General features: G+C 67.1%; 17 protein-coding genes. 7 read left to right on the top strand and 10 right to left on the bottom strand.

Features of this window, described 5'->3' with window-relative positions:
• Positions 1-68 precede the first annotated feature (68 nt).
• The 6 genes from CHB86_RS19280 to CHB86_RS19255 form a co-directional block, all read right to left on the bottom strand.
• Positions 69-377, bottom strand: coding sequence for a hypothetical protein (locus tag CHB86_RS19280; RefSeq protein ID WP_141134934.1), 309 nt, complete (start codon positions 375-377; stop codon positions 69-71).
• Positions 378-541: 164 nt separating this feature from the next.
• Positions 542-1,813 carry an amidohydrolase family protein gene (locus CHB86_RS19275; RefSeq protein WP_176442937.1) on the bottom strand — a complete coding sequence of 424 codons (1,272 nt, stop codon included), beginning with the start codon at positions 1,811-1,813 and terminating at the stop codon, positions 542-544.
• Positions 1,813-2,757 (bottom strand): ABC transporter permease, encoded by a 945-nt coding sequence (locus CHB86_RS19270; protein ID WP_089234728.1) that lies wholly within the window; start codon positions 2,755-2,757, stop codon positions 1,813-1,815. The genes CHB86_RS19275 and CHB86_RS19270 overlap by 1 nt, the downstream gene beginning before the upstream one ends.
• A 1-nt stretch (position 2,758) precedes the next feature.
• Positions 2,759-3,808 carry an ABC transporter permease gene (locus CHB86_RS19265; protein WP_089234727.1) on the bottom strand — a complete coding sequence of 350 codons (1,050 nt, stop codon included), beginning with the start codon at positions 3,806-3,808 and terminating at the stop codon, positions 2,759-2,761.
• On the bottom strand, positions 3,798-5,339 hold the full coding sequence (locus CHB86_RS19260) for an ABC transporter ATP-binding protein (protein ID WP_089234726.1): 1,542 nt from the start codon (positions 5,337-5,339) through the stop codon (positions 3,798-3,800). Before CHB86_RS19260 ends, CHB86_RS19265 begins: the two co-directional genes overlap by 11 nt.
• 3 nt (positions 5,340-5,342) lie before the next feature.
• On the bottom strand, positions 5,343-6,365 hold the full coding sequence (locus CHB86_RS19255) for a BMP family protein (protein ID WP_089234725.1): 1,023 nt from the start codon (positions 6,363-6,365) through the stop codon (positions 5,343-5,345).
• A 253-nt stretch (positions 6,366-6,618) separates the two neighbouring features.
• Here CHB86_RS19255 and CHB86_RS19250 point away from each other — a divergent pair, with 253 nt between their 5' ends.
• From CHB86_RS19250 to CHB86_RS19220, 7 genes are all read left to right on the top strand, one after another.
• Positions 6,619-7,230, top strand: a complete 612-nt coding sequence (locus CHB86_RS19250) for a ribonuclease D (protein WP_089234724.1) — start codon at positions 6,619-6,621, stop codon at positions 7,228-7,230.
• A 7-nt stretch (positions 7,231-7,237) separates the two neighbouring features.
• The gene (locus tag CHB86_RS19245) at positions 7,238-8,227 is read left to right on the top strand and encodes a KpsF/GutQ family sugar-phosphate isomerase (RefSeq protein WP_089234723.1); all 990 of its coding nucleotides are present in this window, start codon (positions 7,238-7,240) and stop codon (positions 8,225-8,227) included.
• A gap of 4 nt (positions 8,228-8,231) precedes the next feature.
• On the top strand, positions 8,232-8,843 hold the full coding sequence (lptC, locus tag CHB86_RS19240; RefSeq protein WP_089234722.1) for an LPS export ABC transporter periplasmic protein LptC: 612 nt from the start codon (positions 8,232-8,234) through the stop codon (positions 8,841-8,843).
• Between the two features lie 10 nt (positions 8,844-8,853).
• A complete protein-coding gene (locus CHB86_RS19235; RefSeq protein WP_425445433.1) occupies positions 8,854-9,372 on the top strand; it encodes an LptA/OstA family protein in 519 nt (172 codons plus the stop codon).
• Positions 9,369-10,133, top strand: coding sequence for an LPS export ABC transporter ATP-binding protein (lptB, locus tag CHB86_RS19230; RefSeq protein ID WP_089234720.1), 765 nt, complete (start codon positions 9,369-9,371; stop codon positions 10,131-10,133). Before CHB86_RS19235 ends, lptB begins: the two co-directional genes overlap by 4 nt.
• A gap of 340 nt (positions 10,134-10,473) precedes the next feature.
• Positions 10,474-11,052: a ribosome hibernation-promoting factor, HPF/YfiA family gene (gene hpf, locus CHB86_RS19225; RefSeq protein WP_089234719.1), complete on the top strand. Its 579-nt coding sequence runs from the start codon at positions 10,474-10,476 to the stop codon at positions 11,050-11,052.
• A gap of 37 nt (positions 11,053-11,089) precedes the next feature.
• Positions 11,090-11,554: a PTS sugar transporter subunit IIA gene (locus CHB86_RS19220; protein WP_089234718.1), complete on the top strand. Its 465-nt coding sequence runs from the start codon at positions 11,090-11,092 to the stop codon at positions 11,552-11,554.
• Between the two features lie 15 nt (positions 11,555-11,569).
• Here CHB86_RS19220 and CHB86_RS19215 read toward each other — a convergent pair whose 3' ends face one another.
• From CHB86_RS19215 to CHB86_RS19200, 4 genes are all read right to left on the bottom strand, one after another.
• Positions 11,570-13,003 (bottom strand): hypothetical protein, encoded by a 1,434-nt coding sequence (locus CHB86_RS19215; RefSeq protein ID WP_089234717.1) that lies wholly within the window; start codon positions 13,001-13,003, stop codon positions 11,570-11,572.
• 3 nt (positions 13,004-13,006) lie between these two features.
• A complete protein-coding gene (locus tag CHB86_RS19210) occupies positions 13,007-14,707 on the bottom strand; it encodes a DUF5927 domain-containing protein (protein ID WP_089234716.1) in 1,701 nt (566 codons plus the stop codon).
• On the bottom strand, positions 14,704-15,714 hold the full coding sequence (locus CHB86_RS19205; protein ID WP_089234757.1) for a glycosyltransferase family 2 protein: 1,011 nt from the start codon (positions 15,712-15,714) through the stop codon (positions 14,704-14,706). Before CHB86_RS19205 ends, CHB86_RS19210 begins: the two co-directional genes overlap by 4 nt.
• Before the next feature lie 215 nt (positions 15,715-15,929).
• On the bottom strand, positions 15,930-16,961 hold the full coding sequence (locus CHB86_RS19200) for a glycosyltransferase family 2 protein (RefSeq protein WP_089234715.1): 1,032 nt from the start codon (positions 16,959-16,961) through the stop codon (positions 15,930-15,932).
• Between the last annotated feature and the right edge of the window lie 4 nt (positions 16,962-16,965).

The following is a 16,965-nucleotide window of genomic DNA, read 5'->3' as shown; positions in this document are numbered from 1 at the left end:
TTATTTCGCCATCGTTGCCAATTCCGGGACAATGCGGCCCCGGAAATGCGCCGTCCAACCCGGCAGGGTCAGCGAACGTAGGTGACGTAATCCTCGCGATAGGCCGTCTTGCGGCGTTCCGGAACCGGGGCCGGCCAGGTGCCGGTACGGGGGCTGGGTGCGCCGGTGTATTCCGGGATGTCGTCCCGGTAGGTGCCGGTCGAGAGCTGCCGTGCGCGCTCGGCCGGGGCGTTGACCCGCGGAGTCGAGGCCGGCAGGTAGGTCACCTGCTGCGTGGTCTCGGGCTCGGGCGCACAGGCCGTGAGGCCGAGCGCGATCACCATCGCCCCAAGTCCACGGCCGAGAACAGCCTTCCGCGCGCCAGAAACATCAGACATGGTCACCTCCCACTGAGCAGGTTCGATCGAAGCATCCCGCCGGGCATCAGGCCCGGCCTTGAGGGGCAGCTTAGCCACGAAACAACGCCCGAGATACCAGAAAGTGCCAGCAAGCCCCTTGATTTCGTTGAATGGTGGCCGACTGGCAGCCAAAGGCCGCGGTTTCACGGCGCGCGGCGGCGCACCGAGGCCGGGCGCCCCGGCAGGGTCAGCGCCGCATCGCCCCGCTCGGAGCGTGCGATCACCTTGCCCCTGGCGACCACCGCCAGCCGCGCCGGCCGCAGGCGCACCGCTTCGGTCGGATTGCCCGCGTCGAGCACCACCAGCGAGGCCAACGCCCCCTCGCGGAGCCCGTAATCCGTCAGCCCCATGATCTCGGCATTGGTCTCCGTCACCATGGTGAAGCAGCGCGCCATTTCCTCGGGGTGGGTCATCTGGGCGACGTGCAGGCCCATGAAGGCGACGTCGAGCATGTCGGCAGTGCCAAGGCTGTACCACGGATCGAGCACGCAATCCTGGCCCCAGCCCACGGGGATACCCATGGCCTGCATCTCCTTGACCCGTGTCAGGCCGCGACGCTTGGGGAAGGTGTCGTGCCGCCCCTGCAGGACGATGTTGATGAGCGGGTTGGGGATCGCCGCGATGCCGGCCTCGGCGATCAGCGGCAGGAGCTTGGAGACGTAGTAATTGTCCATCGAGTGCATCGAGGTCAGGTGGCTGCCGGCCACGCGCCCCTGCAGGCCCAGCCGCTGCGTCTCGAAGGCCAGCGCCTCGATGTGGCGCGACATGGGGTCGTCCGTCTCGTCGCAATGGATGTCGACCATCAGGCCGCGCCCCGCCGCGATCTCGCAGAGGTCGCGCAGCGAGGCCGCGCCGTCGGCCATCGTGCGCTCGAAATGCGGGATGCCGCCCACGACATCGACTCCCATGTCGAGCGCGCGGATCACGTTCTCCCGCCCGTTCGGCGCACGATAGAGCCCGTCCTGCGGGAAGGCGACGAGTTGCAGGTCGATGTAGCCCTTCACCTTCTCCCGCACCTCCAGCAGCGCGGTCACGGTGTTCAGGTGATCGGGCGTGGTGTCGACATGGCTGCGGATCGCCAGCAGGCCCATCGAGGCCGCCCAGTCGCAATAGGTCAGCGCGCGATCGACCATCTCGTCCACCGTCGCGATGTCCCGCAACTCGCCCCAGAGCGAGATGCCCTCCAGCAAGGTGCCTGACGCGTTTACCCGCGGTCTGCCGTAGGACAGCGTCGCGTCCATGTGGAAATGCGGATCGACGAAGGGCGGCGAGACAAGATCGCCGGAGGCGTCGATCACCTCGCCCGCCTCCGCCTCGAGCCGTGGCGCGATGGCAGCGATGCGGTCGCCCCTGATGCCGATATCGGCGCTGCGGCCGTCGGGCAGCGTCCCGCCGCGAACGATCAGGTCGAACATCATCTCTCTCCCTTGTTGAACGGCACCATCAGCGCCGCCGGAACCTCGGCGCGGCGCGACATGGCGACGAGCGCGAGGATCGACAGGAAATAGGGCATCATCAGGAACACCTGGTAGGGAACGACCGCGCCGACCGGGGTCTGCTGCAACCGGATCTGGAAGGCGTCGAAGGCCGCGAAGAGGATCGCGCCGAGCAACGCCTTGCCGGGCTTCCACGCGCCGAACACGACGAGCGCGATGCAGATCCAGCCACGCCCGTTCACCATGTCGAAGAAGAAGCTGTCGAAGGCCGACATGGTCAGGAAGGCGCCGCCCACCGCCATCAGCCCCGACCCCACGATCACCGCACCCATGCGGATCGCCGTGACCGAAAGGCCCTGCGCCGCGACCGCCGACGGGTTCTCGCCCGCAGCCCGCACGGCGAGACCAAGCGGCGTACGGTAGAGCACGAGCGCCGTCACGATCACCACCACGAAGGCCGCGTAGGTCAGCGGCGTCTGCGCGAAGAACGCGGGGCCGACGATCGGGATCTGGGACAGGATCGGGATCTCGAATGCCTGGAAGGCCTCGATCTTGGGCGGCGAGGAGACCTCGGGCAGCACCACGCGGTACGTGTAGAAGGTCAGCGAGGTCGCCAGCAGGGTGATGCCCACACCCACGACGTGCTGCGACAGGCCAAAGGGCACCGAGAGAATCGAGTGGACCAGCCCGAAGGCCATGCCGGTCAGCAGCGCCACCGCCACCCCGCCCCAGAGCGGCAGCCCGGCCCAGACGGCGATCCAGCCTGCAAAGGCGCCGGCGACCATGATGCCCTCGATCCCGAGGTTCAGCACCCCTGCCCGTTCGCAGATCAGCTCGCCCATCGTGGCGAAGATCAGCGGCGATGCGATGCGGATCGCGGCGGCCCAGAACGAGGCGGAGAGCAGGATCTCGAGCAGTTCCATCTCAATCCCTCCGCACGCGGAACTTGGTCAGCAGGATCGCCAGCACCATCAGCAGCAGCGCGGTCGCGAGCATGATGTCGGCGAGGTAGGTCGGCACGCCGACGGCGCGGCTCATGCTGTCGGCGCCGACGAAGATCGCGGCGACGAACAGCGCCGCCACGACCACGCCGAGCGGATGCAGCAGCGCCAGCATCGCCACGACGATGCCGGTGTAGCCATAGCCCGGCGACAGATCGAGCGTGAGCGATCCCTTGAGACCCGCGACCTCGGAATAGCCTGCGAGCGCCGCGAGCCCGCCCGAGAGCAGCGCGGTCTTGAGGATCACGCGGGTCACCGGGATGCCGGCGAACCGCGCGGCCTCCGCATTCTGGCCCACGGCGCGCATCTCGAAACCCAGCGTCGTCCGCGCGTCCACGATCCAGATCGCCACGGCCGAGATCAGGGCCAGCGCAAAGCCCCAGTGCAGGCGCAGCCCCTCGACGATCCGCGGCAGGCGCGCCTCGGGGATCAGCCGCGCCGACTTGGGCCAGCCCATACCCATCGGGTCCTTCAAAGGACCTTCGAGCAGGTAGGAGACGAAGAGCAGGAAGATGAAGTTGAAGAGCAGCGTGGTCACCACCTCGTCCACGCCGAACCGGGTCTTCAGCACCGCCGGCACGAACAGAACGAACGCGCCCGCCAGCATCGCGGCGACCGCGATCACCGGCAGCAGCACCGGAGACGGCCATCCGAGAGCGCCCGTGCCGAGCACCGCGGTGACGACCGCCCCGGCATAGAGCTGCGCCTCGGCCCCGATGTTCCAGAGCTTGGCACGAAACGCGACGGCAACGGCGAGGCCGGTGAAGATCAGCGGCGTGGCGCGGTTCAGCGTCTCCAGCACGGCAAATTTGGATCCGAAGGCACCTTTCAAGATCTCGCCGAAAACGGCGGCCGGGTTGCCCCCGGCGATCATGGCCAGCAGCGCCGCAACCGCGAATGTCATAGCCAGCGCCAGCACCGGCGGCAGGGTCCGCCGCGCCAACGTCGGGTTGGCGATCGGTTCAAGACGCATGGGCCGCCTCCTCGAATCCGTGGCCGGCCATCCAGGCGCCCAGGTCCTCCGGCTTCATGGTGCCGCGGGCGAAGGGCGGGCTGAGCCGACCTTCGGAGATCACGTGGATCACGTCCGACAGGCGCATGATCTCGTCGAGATCCTCCGAGATCAGCAGGACCGCCGCGCCGGCATCACGGGCCTCGGCGAGCCGGCCGTGCACGTAGTTCACCGCGCCGATGTCGAGCCCGCGCACCGGCTGGTTGGCGAGGATGATCTCCGGCCCCCATTCCAGAACCCGCCCGAGGATCAGCTTCTGCATGTTGCCGCCCGACAGCAGCCGGATCCGCACGTCCGGTCCGGGGCAGCGGATGTCGTAGGTCGCGATCAACTCCTCGGCGTGACTCCGCACGCGGGCCCAGTCCATCCAGCCGCGGCGCGAGAAATCGCTGCCGTAGGTCTCGAGGATCGCGTTCTCCGCCAGGGTGAAATCCGCGATGGTGCCGGTGTGGTGCCGGTCTTCCGGAATGCGGGCGATGCCGTGGCCGATGGCGGTGCGCGGCGTCCAGCCGCTGATCGGCTCGCCCGCCACCGTCATGTCGCCCGAAATCGGCGCGCGCAGCCCCGACAGCAGGTCCGACAGCGCGGCCTGCCCGTTTCCGGAAACGCCCGCCAAGCCGGTGATCTGGCCCGCGCACAGGTCCATCGTCACCGCGTCGAGCCCAGGCTTGTCGCCCTCGCCTTCCGTCGACACGGCGCGGAGCGACAGGCGCGGCGCGCCGGGGGTCGACGGCGTGATCTCCGGCATCGTCACCTCGGCCCCGACCATCAGCGCGGCCAGTTCCTCGCGGTTGGTCTCGGCCGTCGGGCGCTCGGCCACCAGCTTGCCATGCCGCAGCACCAGCACGCGGTCGGAGATCGCCATGACCTCGTGCAGCTTGTGCGAGATGAAGATGATCGACAGCCCCATGCCGATCGCCTCCCGCAGGGTCGAGAACAGCGCGTCCGTCTCCTGCGGGGTCAGCACCGCCGTGGGCTCGTCGAGAATAAGGATGCGGGCATCGCGGTAGAGTGCCTTGAGGATCTCCACCCGCTGCCGCTCGCCAACCGTCAGCCGTCCGACCCGGGCATCGGGATCGACCTTGAGATGAAAGCGGGCCGACAGATCGCGGATCCGGGCCTTCACCTCGCCGGGGCGCAGCGACATCGCGGCCAGCGGCTGAGCGCCCAGCACGATGTTTTCCCAGACGGTCAGGTTACCGGCGAGCGTGAAGTGCTGGTGCACCATGCCGACCCCGGCATCGAGCGCGGCGCGCGGATTGCCTGGCGGGAGCGTCTGGCCAAAAAGCTCCACCTCGCCCTCGTCGGCCGTGTACTGGCCGAAGAGAATGTTCATCAGCGTCGTCTTGCCGGCGCCGTTCTCGCCGAGCAGGGCGACAACCTCGCCCCGGTCCAGATGAAAGCTCACCGCATCGTTTGCGGTGAGCGATCCGAAGCGCTTGGTGATGTTGGAAAGGCGCAGAACGGTCTGCACCGGCTCCGCGCCTGTCATGACTTACGAGGATTTCGGCTCTTCGTCGTTGATCTCGACGGTGAAGGAGCCATCCTTAATCGCCGCTTCCCGTTCGGCCACCAGGTCCAGCGCCGCCTGCGGGATCTTGCCCTCGAAGGTGCCGAGCGGTGCCAGCGAACAGCCGCCTTCCTTCATGAAGGAATAGATCCCGTAATCCGCGGCCGTGAAGGTCCCGGCCATGACCTCGGCGATCGCCTTGTCCAGCGTCGGCTCGAAATGCCACAGAGCCGAAGCGGCCACGGTGTCGGGATAGTCGGCCTGGGTGTCGATCACGTTGCCGATGGCGAGGATGCCCTTTTCCTTGGCCGCATCCGAGACGCCGAAGCGCTCGGCATAAAGCAGGTCGGCGCCGTTCTCGATCATTGCATAGGCGGTTTCCTTGGCCTTGGGCGGATCGAACCAGGAGCCGATGAAGGACACCTGGAAGGTCACGTCGGGGTTCATCTCGCGCGCACCGGCCATGAAGGCATGCATCAGGCGGTTCACTTCCGGGATCGGGAAGCCGCCAACCATGCCGATGTTGCCGCTCTCCGACAGCGCCCCGGCGATGATGCCAGACAGGTACGAGGCGTCCTGGATGTAGTTGTCGAAAACCGCGAGGTTGGCGATGGCCGGGTCTTCCTTGAAGGACGAGCCCATCAGGAACGCAACCTCCGGGTACTCGGCGGCCACTTCGCGGGCCTCCGCCTCCACGCCGAAGATCTCGCCGACGATCAGGTCGTAGCCGCCCTCGGCATATTCCCGCATCACGCGCGGATAGTCGGTGTTCGCAGTGTTCTCGGAATAGGTGTATTCGATGTCGCCGCGTTCCTGGGCAGCAAGGGCCGCGATGTGGATCCGGCTCACCCACTGCTGCTCCACCGGCACGGTGTAAATGCCGGCGACTTTCAGCGGCTCCTGGGCATGGGCCTTGAGCGGAAGAAGGCTCGCAAGCGCACCGACGGCCACCGTCGAGCCAAGGAAGGCGCGGCGCGAAATCGCACCGGTAACTTTGGATTCATGCATGAGACAGACCCTGTTGCTGTGTTATTAGGCGCTTGCCGCGATATTGTCCGAAAGGTCAAATATTTCAGACCCTGCTACAAGGTGTAGGCCCGGGCGCGCGCTGTCAAAGCAATTCGCGCCGCTTAATGTGGCGCATTCCGCCGCAAGCGCCTGCAAATTGCGCATCACCGCAAGGGCCCGCGGAAGCGCCAGCATTGAAATCCCGGCCCCGCCGCCGTATCTGGGCGGAAACCCCGAAAAAGAAGGCCCCGACATGGCGATCCACCTCCACGCCAAAGATCTCCCCGATACGCTCGATCTCGGCCCGGTGGTCGCCATCGACTGCGAGACGATGGGGCTCAATCCGCATCGCGACCGCCTGTGCCTCGTGCAGCTCTCCGGCGGCGATGGCGATGCGCACCTCGTGCAGATCGAGAAGGGCCAGACCGAGGCGCCGAACCTCGCGCGCCTGCTGACCGATCCGGAGGTTCTGAAGCTGTTCCACTTCGGCCGGTTCGACATCGCGGCGATGTACAACGCCTTCGGTGCGCTGGCCGCGCCGGTCTATTGCACCAAGATCGCGTCCAAGCTGGTGCGCACCTACACCGACCGCCACGGCCTGCGGAACCTCTGCCAGGAACTGCTGGACATCGACATTTCCAAGCAGCAGCAGTCCAGCGACTGGGGCGCCGAGACGCTGACCGTCGCGCAGCAGGAATACGCCGCCTCCGACGTGCTCTACCTGCACCGCCTGCGCAGGGAGTTCGACAAGCGGCTGGAACGCGAGGGGCGCACCGAGATCGCCCGCGCCTGTTTCGACTTCCTGCCCACCAGGGCCAAGCTCGATCTGGCCGGCTGGCCCGAGATCGACATCTTCGAGCACTGACATCGCCATGCCCGACGCCTCCGCGGCCCCCGACCGGACCCAGACCTTTCTCGCAACCGCCCGCCGCGTGATCCGCCGTGAAGGCGAGGCGCTGTCCTTGCTGGCCGAGGCGCTGGACGAGGCGTTCGCCGATGCGGTGGCGCTGATCCTCGAGGCGCGCGGCCGGGTGATCGTATCGGGCATGGGCAAGTCGGGCCACATCGCGCGCAAGCTCGCGGCGACCCTCGCCTCCACCGGCACGCCGGCGCATTTCGTCCACCCCGCCGAGGCCAGCCACGGCGATCTGGGGATGATGGCCACCGGCGATGTCGCGCTGCTGCTGTCGAACTCGGGCGAGACGCCGGAACTTGCCGACATGATCGCCTATACCCGGCGGTTCCACATCCCGCTGATCGGCGTCGCCGGCCGCCCCGGAAGCACCCTGCTCAGCCGCTCCGACGTGGCGCTTCTTCTGCCGGCCGCGCCCGAAGCCTGCGAGACCGGGATCGTGCCGACGACCTCGACCACGATGACCCTCGCACTCGGCGACGCGCTTGCCATCGCGCTGATGGAGCACCGCCGCTTCACCCCCGACAAGTTCCGCGAGTTCCATCCCGGCGGCAGCCTCGGCGCCCGGCTGGCGCGGGTGAGCGACCTGATGCACAGCGGCGACGCGCTGCCTCTGGTTGCCGCGGGCACTCCGATGCGCGAGGCGCTGATCGTGATGACCCAGAAGGGCTTCGGCGTGGTCGGGGTGACCGACGCCCGCGGTCGCCTCGCCGGCATCGTCACCGACGGCGACCTGCGCCGCCACATGGCCGGGCTGCTGGACCTGACCGCCGAAGCGGTGATGACCCCTGCCCCGCGCACCATCGGCCCCGACGCGCTGGCCGAGGAGGCGCTGGCCGAGATGAACGACCGCAAGATCACCTGCCTCTTCGTCGTCGACCCCGAGGCGGACGACGGCGCGCGCGGTATCCTGCATATCCACGACTGCCTGCGGGCGGGCATCGTATAGGCCGATGGCCGCGTTCGACAACCTCCATTCCCGCGTGGTGGCATGGCTCAAGGTCTTGTTGCCGCTGATGGCGCTCGCCCTGCTCTCGTCGCTGTTCCTCGTCGCACGCACCGGGGACAACAGCGACTCTCTGCCGTTCTCGGAACAGGACCTGGAGCAGATGGCGAGCGAACAGCGGGTGGACGGGCCCGAGTTCTCCGGCGTCACCGAAGACGGCAAGGCCATCACGCTCAATGCCCGCAGCGCAACGCCACGCGACGCCAAGGCCAGCGTCGTCGATGCGGTCGAGGTCAGCGGCACGATGGAGACGGGCGACAACAGCTCGATCCGCCTGACATCGGACGCCGGAACCGTACACGCCACGGAATCCCGCACCGTGTTGCGCGGGAATGTCCACATCAGCACCTCCACCGGGTACCAGGTCGACACCGACGAGCTCTCCGCCGCGCTCGACCGGACCGACATGGAAACCACCGGACCGGTCTCCGGCACCGGACCCATCGGCAGCATCGACGCTGGCCGGATGGTCGTGACCCAGTCCGGCGAGGATCGCGATAGCGTGACCGTGGTTTTCAAGGACGGTGTCAGGCTGCTATACGTTCCCGGAAACCAATAGGATGCTACCAGTGTCGCTCCGGTCCCTGCTGCTTGCCGCAGCGTTCCTCTTTCCCGCCGTCGCCCTCGCGCAGGGTGCCAACATCGGCTTTGGCGGCGCCGAGCACGACAGCTCCCTGCCGGTCGAGATCACCGCCGACCAGCTCGACGTGAGCCAGGCCGACGGACGTGCCAAGTTCACCGGCAATGTCGTCGTCGGACAGGGCGAGATGCGTCTGACCGGCGCCGTGGTCGATGTCGAATACGGCGAGAGCGCCACCGGCGAGACCGAGGTCAAGCGCCTCCATGCCTCCGGCGGGGTGACCCTGTTCAACGGGGCCGAGGCCGCCGAAGGGCAGGAAGCCGTCTACACGCTCGAGACCGGCGAGGTGGTGATGACCGGCGATGTCGTCCTGACCCAGGGCGAGAATGCGATGGCCGGCGAGAAGCTGACGGTCAACCTCGACACCGGCACGGGCGTCATGGAGGGCCGCGTGCGGGTGGTGTTCCAGTCGCAGGACGCCCAGGGCGCGCAGGGCGACGGCCAATGAACCGCCCACAGCGCGGATTGACGGTGACGCCCGGCGAGCGCGGTCTGCAGGTCGTGCAGCTGCGCAAGAGCTATCGCCGCCGTCCAGTGATCCATGACGTCACGCTGGAGTTGCAGCGCGGCGAGGTCGTGGCCCTGCTCGGCCCCAACGGTTCCGGCAAGACCACGTGCTTCTATTCCATCGCCGGGCTGGTCACGCCCGAATCCGGCCTGGTGCAGATCGACGGCCGCGACGTGACCACCCTGCCGATGTATCGCCGCGCCAAGTTCGGCATCGGCTACCTGCCTCAGGAGGTCTCGATCTTCCGCGGCATGTCGGTGGAGGACAACATCATGGCGATCCTCGAAATCGCCGTGAAGGACCGGCACAAGCGCCGCGAGAGGCTCGAAGACCTGCTCTCCGAGTTCGCCATCGAGCATCTCCGCCGGGCTTCGGCGCTGTCTCTCTCCGGCGGCGAACGGCGGCGGGTCGAGATCGCGCGCTGCCTCGCGGCCGAGCCGAAATACCTGCTGCTCGACGAGCCTTTCGCCGGCGTGGACCCGATCTCCGTCGGCGACATCCGCCACCTCGTGATGGATCTCAAGAACCGCGGCATCGGCGTGCTGATCACCGATCACAACGTCCGCGAGACGCTGGAGATCGTCGACCGCGCCTACATTCTGCACGACGGCCAGGTGCTGATGAGCGGCACTGCCGAGGATGTCGTCCGGGACGAAAACGTCCGCCGGGTCTATCTCGGGCAGAACTTCCGCATCGGCTGACCTGCCTGCAACAGGCGGCACCGGATTGGGAACCTACCCGGGGTCACCGCGTTGAATTTGATACGGATCATTGACGAAACCGCCCCCCGCGCGCTGCAATTCCAGGGCCTGCCGGTGCGGGCACACAAGGACGCGGGCGTTGACATCGCATGTCGAACCATCGCCAAATACGGGAAATGCCGGAGCTAGTAGCCCTGATCACAACATCGACGCCGTCTCGACCGCCCCGAGACAACGGCGTGGTGTTGGCATCGCCTTTCCGACAAACGTTTTGCCCTTTTCAACCGGGTCCGCACTCCGCTAGGTGGGCGAACCCTCAACTTCAACTCAGGGAGGCGAAATGCGCTACCAGATCAGCGGTCACCAGATCGACATTGGGGAATCCCTCACCAACCATGTCAAAACCGAGCTTGGCGAAGCGATTGCCAAGTATGCGGAGCGTCCGACCGACGCCCAGGTGATCTTTTCGAAGCGCGGCCACGAATTCATCTGCGAGGCGACGGTCCACCTGTCGACCGGTCTCAACGCTTCCGCCAGCGGCCGTGCGCCCGAGATCTACGCAGCCTTCGACGACACATGCGAGAAGATGGAGAAGCAACTCCGTCGCTACAAGCGCCGCCTGAAGGATCACTATCGGGATCGCAAGGAGCCGGTTGAAGTCTTCGGCGCGGCCTCGTATATCCTCGCCGCATCGGATGACGGGGCAGATGAGCAGGAACCTGATACGCTCCAGCCCATGATCATCGCGGAGATGGAAACCCGCATCCCGAGCCTGTCCGTTGGCGAGGCGGTGATGCAGATGGAGCTGGCCGGAGCGCCGGTTCTGATCTTCCATCCGGAAGGAAAAACAAGCCTGAACGTGGTGTACCGCCGCGACGATGGCAACATCGGATGGATCGATCCCTCGGACAAGGCCTGAACCGGCCTGACTGAAACCCGGGGCGACTGGAGGAAGTATGAACCTGTCGAGCATTCTGAAGCCCGACGCCGTCAAGGTGATTTCCGAGGCGAGCAGCAAGAAGCGGCTGTTCCAACGCCTCGCGGAGGCGGCGGAAGCCTCCTACGGTCTTGACGGCGATGCGGCGCTTGAGGCCCTGCTCGACCGGGAAAGCCTCGGTCCGACCGGTGTGGGCAGCGGTATCGCGCTGCCCCACGCCCGGGTCACGGATGCCAAGGCCGTCCGGGGCGTGTTCTTCCGCCTCGAACGGCCGCTCGAATTCGGCGCGGTCGACCGCCAGCCGGTCGACCTCGTCTTCGCGCTGTTCGCACCCGAGAGCTCGGGCGTGGACCACCTCAAGGCACTGGCGCTGATTTCCCGGACCATGCGCGACGCCGCGGTCTGCGAGAAGCTCCGCGCCAATGACAACCCGGCGACGCTCCACACGGTACTGACCGAAGGCCGTCCCTCGCAGGCCGCCTGACGGGCCGCGGGCACTTCAGCCCTGCGACCACCCCCGGAATCCGAAGCTCATGTAGTCGCGATTGTAGGCAGCGCGCGCGGCGGCCTCGATCTCGTCGTCATGAATCTGCGCCAGCCGCGCGCCGCCGAACCCGGCGAGCGAGGGTGGCGGCGGCATCCGCTCCAACCCGATCTGCTGGCAGAGCTGGCCGAGGCCGAGCTTGAGCTGGTCGTCCCGGATCACCATGTCCGGCGGCAGGATCTCGGCCATCGACTGCACCAGGCTCGCCTGGGTCGAGAACGCCGGATCGGTGCGCAGGCGGGTCTGGCCGGCAAGGTTGCGTCGCAGGAACTTCAGAAACCCGAGAAAGGCCGCGCGGTGATCGGCCGGATCGTAGCTTTCGTCCGGCGCTGCCTCGGGGATCGGCAGCCCGTCGTTCTCCCTCAGGTGATTGCGGATCGCGGCAAAGCTGCCTGGTCCGGTCGCGAGGATGTAGCGTTCGAAGACGCCATGCGCCCGTGCGACAGGATGGCTGACGATGGCGAAGCCGCGGGCGTTCTTGTGCTGGTTCTTCCACTGACGAAGCGTCTTCTGGTTGAACCCCGAGGCCAGCGCCTCCGGCCCCTCCACGCCGTCGAGCCGCGCCATCCACGCCAGGACCGCCTCGGTCGGGCCGCCCTTGACCGGCTGGAAAAGCAGCGGTGCCTGAACGCAGGCGCGCCACGTCGGCACCGAAGCGCCCTGCTTCGGCTCGCCCTCGCCGCCCCGCGCCATCGCCAGAAGCTCCATGCCCGACAGGGCCGCCTGCATCTCCGCGAAGTTCTCCACCTTGTCGGAGAGCGGCGCGGGGTTCTGCCGCTTGAGTCGGTTCGAAAGCCCGTTCAGCCGGTGCGTCACCCCGAGGAAAGCTGCGAGCCCGTTGACCACGTCGAGCTGCCCGGTCTCCTCGTAGCTCAATTCGAACGCGGTCTGCCCGGACACCTGTAGCGCCCGCCGGACACGGTCTCGAAAGGCGGTCTGGCGTGCCAGCACCGCCTCGAATTCGGCCGCGTCGAACCGGATCCTCGCAACCTTGCGATGCGCATCGTTGGTCAGCCGCCACTGACCGGTCTCGGAGGCGATCTTGCGCGAGACGTAGGCTTCGAGCGGATTGCGCGAGAGCAGGACCTTGGCGATGCGCGGATCGGGCAACACCGCGTCGAGCACGCGCGGATCGTGGTCGTGGAAGAAGCGGAAGCCACCCAACTCTTCGGTGCCCTCCCGGATCCGCCTCAGCAACTCCAGCGGGTCGGCCTTGCGGGCCTCGAGGTCCATCCCGAACAGCTCCGGCCAGTTGTGCTGACCGACGAAGCCCGGGTTGAACGCCTCGCCGTGGCAGGTCAGCCCGGGAAAGAGATTGAGCGACTCCTCCAGGAAGTTCGATCCCGTGCGCATCTCGGCAAACAGGACGAAACCGTCGAACCGCGCCATCGCCTATTTCACCACGTAACGCCGCTGGGTGTCCGGCTGCAGGGGCGCCGGATCGAATCCGGCGGGGAAATCGCCGGCGACATGCAGGTTCATCCCCTCGTTCTTCAGCTCCTGCAGGAACCGGCCGAACCCGGTCAGGTCAGTGAGGCGCGGCGCCTCGGTCAGCCGTCGCGCGCCACGCGGCGAGACCTCGTCGAGGATCTCCTGCAGATGGTCCATCGGCGCCTCGATGAATTCCGCCAGCGTCCAGATCCGGATCCGCGCTTTCGCCCAATGGGCGCGCAACCGCTCCACATGGGCCTGCTCGATCCGCTGGAGCCGGGCAGCTTCCTTGCGCACCTCCTCCGAGGTCGCCTTGCGCCGGAACAGCCGGATCGCCCAGGCGCCGGTGATCACCGAGATCTGCGCATGGGGATCGCCGGTCATGAAATCGGTGGGATACTGGTTGTCCGCCGGCCCGAACATGAAGCACTGCCGCTCGCCCCGAGTCGACCAGGTCAGGTTGGTCAGGAAGGCGCAGGGGTTGTAGTCCCGCAGCGCCGCGCTGTCGGGCAGGCAGCCGTTGTAAACCTTCTCGCCGCCGGCGAAATGGGCCCGGTCGGGCGCATAGAGATGGCCATGCACCCGGCAGCCGGTGGTCTTGCTGAGCCAGCTTTCGAACTGCTCGAAAAGGTCCGAGAAGCCCTCGAAGACCGAATAGGGCCCGCAGGATTTGCCGTTGTCGCGGTCGCTCAGGGGGAACCGGCTCTGCATGTAGAGTCCCGGGCGGCCGCGCAGCCGCCGTTCCACCGCATGGGTGAAAAGCCGGTCGATCTTGCCCGGGTTGGGCTCCGCGTTCTTGGTGATCTGCGGGTCGTTCGAGAGCAGGCTCGAGTAGAGCCGATCTGCCTGCGGCCAGATCTTGCGCGCGACGAAACAGTCGGATCGGCGCAGCAGTTGGAGGTGATCGTCGTAGAACGTGTGCGGCTTGCCCTGGAAGTCGAACTTGGAGAGCGTCAGAGACCGGCTTTCCACACGGTTCGCGTGCAGCCGCACGAGGCTTTGGAAATAGCTTTCGTCGGGGATCCAGACGCTCCGGAAGAACCGTTCGTATTCGCCGCGCCGAGGATCGCCGAGGATCGCCTCCAGCGTGGGCCGCGTCAGGCACCACCATTGCGAGCCCAGGTGCGGAACCAGCCCGGCCGGCAGGCTCCGTTTCATCCCGAGACCGCGCTGGAGGGTGACGAACCGGTCGAACAACCCGCGCTGCGTCTTGAACGCGAAGGGAAAGCGCAGGGTGAAACGCTCGTGGTCGAACCCGCCCTTGGACCAGTCGACATCGTCGATGGTCGCCGACTCGATGAAATCCGTGCGCGGGCGCTCGGCGAGATAGGCCCGCAACTCCGGCACCGGGCGCAACGGCAGGCAGGAGCCGGAGGCCAGATAGACATGGTCGACCTGCGGGAAGCTCTTGAGCATCAGCGCGCTGGCGTCGATCGTCGCGCCGACGATGCCCCAGGTGCCCCATTCGCAGCGCCGCCGCGGCTCCACGAAACGGATGTTCGGGTTCCCCGCCAGCGCGGCGCGGAAGGCGTCGAACCGCTCCTCCGGCACGTTGCGGTCGGCGTGGATCACCACCGGGCAGCCGCTGCCGGCCCAGTGCCGCGCGACCTGCGCCGCCCGGTCGAGCGCGGTGTGCACCAGCAGGATGAAGCCCACGCTCATGCCCAGTTCCCCTTGGACATCAGGCCGAGGATCTCGAGCTGGCGCCAGTTGATGTAGCGCTCCGACCACTTGGTCCAGAGATCCGTCCGGTTGGCCATCCCGTCGCGATAGGCCCGGTATTCCCGGCCGCCCGCGTAATGCTCGCCGCGCGCGAGCTCCTCTTCTGCCTTGCCCGCCAGCGTGTTGAGGAACTTGGCATGAAGCAGCGCGCCCGACGTCTTTTCCCCGCCGTGGTCGTCATAGACCCGGTTCAGCCCGCGCGGCAGCAGCATATGCGTCGATTGCGCGTAGACGTACTCGCGCCGCCATTTCACCAGCGGGATCTTGTTGAGCGAGGGCGCGGCGGAGGGCTGGTCGGCAAAGAACACCCGCGCGCGCGGCCCGCCCTGGATCCACAGGTTGTGGTAGAGCGGGTTGCGCGAGATGAAGTAGTTGCCGCTGTCGAACCACGAGGCGATCTCGAACGGATCCTGCCCTTCGCGGTAGGCCTCGGCGTCGATCGGACCCTTGGGATACATGTCCACCAGCATCGCCGAGAAACTGCGCAGCCCGCAGGTATCCAGCCAGCCGGTCAGCGCCTGGATCGGCCGGGTGTCGCAGAACGGATAGATGAAGAACTCGTCCGGATCGACAACCAGCGTCCAGTGCCCGTGCCCGTGCTGCCATTGCAGCCAGTTCAGCCAGTCCACCCCGTAGCGGGCACGCTTGTAGCTGGCCTGCGTGGTCCAGAGGGAAACATCCGCCTGATCGGCGAGGAACTGGCTGGAGCCATCGGTCGAGCCGTTGTCGACCATCAGGAAATGGCCGACCCCTTGCCGACGGTAATAATCGAGGAAATATGGCAGCCGCACCCGCTCGTTGCGCAGCGTGGTGAAGGCGAGCACATCCTCCTCGCCGATCGCGCGGGTCCGGTCGGCGACCACGGTCAGCTCCCGCCGCTTCCGGAAGGCCCGGATCCGGTACCGCTTGCGCCGCAGCCGCAGCCGATAGGACTCGATCACGCTCACCGCCCCGCCCCTTTTCGAAGGTTGCGGCGCGACCATGCACCCGCGAGGTTAACGCGGCCTTTCCTCGGGCCATCGGCGCGGGGTGTCATCTGCCTGGATCGTGTCGGAAACAAGGTCTGCCTGCTGTGCCCTGACTGCTTCTTTGGTTCACGTTAGGCAATGGCGCGTCCGGGGTAAACTGCAAGTGATTCGCCCGGCCCCCTCGGAGGCGCTTTTCAGCGCCAGCCGCCGTCCGCCATCAGCCCGAGGGCGCAGAGCTGCTCCCAGCCGTCGAGCGTCAGCGTTTCCTCCGACCAGATCGTCGGCCGTGCAGCGATCGCGCCGTAATAGGCGTCGAAGGCGGCAGGCTCACCGAAATGCTGGCCGCGCGTTCGTTCCTCGACCGACCGTTCGACGATCCCGGGCAGGAATTTCGTGTGCAGCAGCACACCCGAAAGCCGCGTGTCCCCGGGCCCGTCCCAGGCGCGGTTCAACGCGGGCGGCAGCATCGAATGGGAGGCATTGGCATAGGCGTGGCCGCGTCGCCACTTGACCAGTGGCAGCTTGTTGAGCGTTGGTCCGCGCTCCGGCGTGTCGGCAAAAAACACCCGCTCGCGCGTGCCCCCCTGCACGATCAGCGCCCCGTCCCGGGCGCGGCGGCGGGCGCGATAGGGGCCGGGATCGAACCCGCGCAGCACCTCCAGCGGATCGGCGGGCGCGAGGCCCGTCCCCAGCGGCTCTCGAGGATAAAGATCGAGCATCAGCGCCCCGAGCGCCGGTGCACCGGTCTGCTCCAGACGCGCGCACAGCGCGGGGAGCGGCCGGGTCTGCCACTGCGGATAGATCAGCAACTCGTCGGCATCCACGGTCAGGCACCAATGGCCGGCGCCGTGGCGCATCAGCAGCCAGCCGAGCCAGTCCATTCCGAAGCGGGCCTCTCGATAGCTGGCGGAGGTCTGCCAGAGCGACACGTCAGGCTGATCCGCGAGGAATACGGGGCCAGTGTCGGTGCTTCCGTTGTCGACGATCAGGAAATGCGCCACCCCAAGGCGGCGGTGGTGGTCGAGAAAATAGGGAAGCCGCGCGATCTCGTTTCGCAGGGTGGTGAAGGCGAGCACGTCCCCTGCGGCAATCTCCGACGTCCGGTCCACGACCGGGCGCAGCACATGGCGGCTGAGAAACGCCCGCCAGAGCAGCCTGCGCCGCTTCCAGCGCATCCGCGTCGCCATCCAGGGAGAGAGCGGAGGCGCGACCGGCGCCTCCGTCATGCGG

Origin of the sequence: Tropicimonas sediminicola, from assembly GCF_900188335.1 — a bacterium.
GTDB lineage: Bacteria > Pseudomonadota > Alphaproteobacteria > Rhodobacterales > Rhodobacteraceae > Tropicimonas > Tropicimonas sediminicola.
The sequence above is the reverse complement of the archived record's forward strand: the minus strand, read 5'-3'. Positions and strand labels throughout refer to the sequence as shown.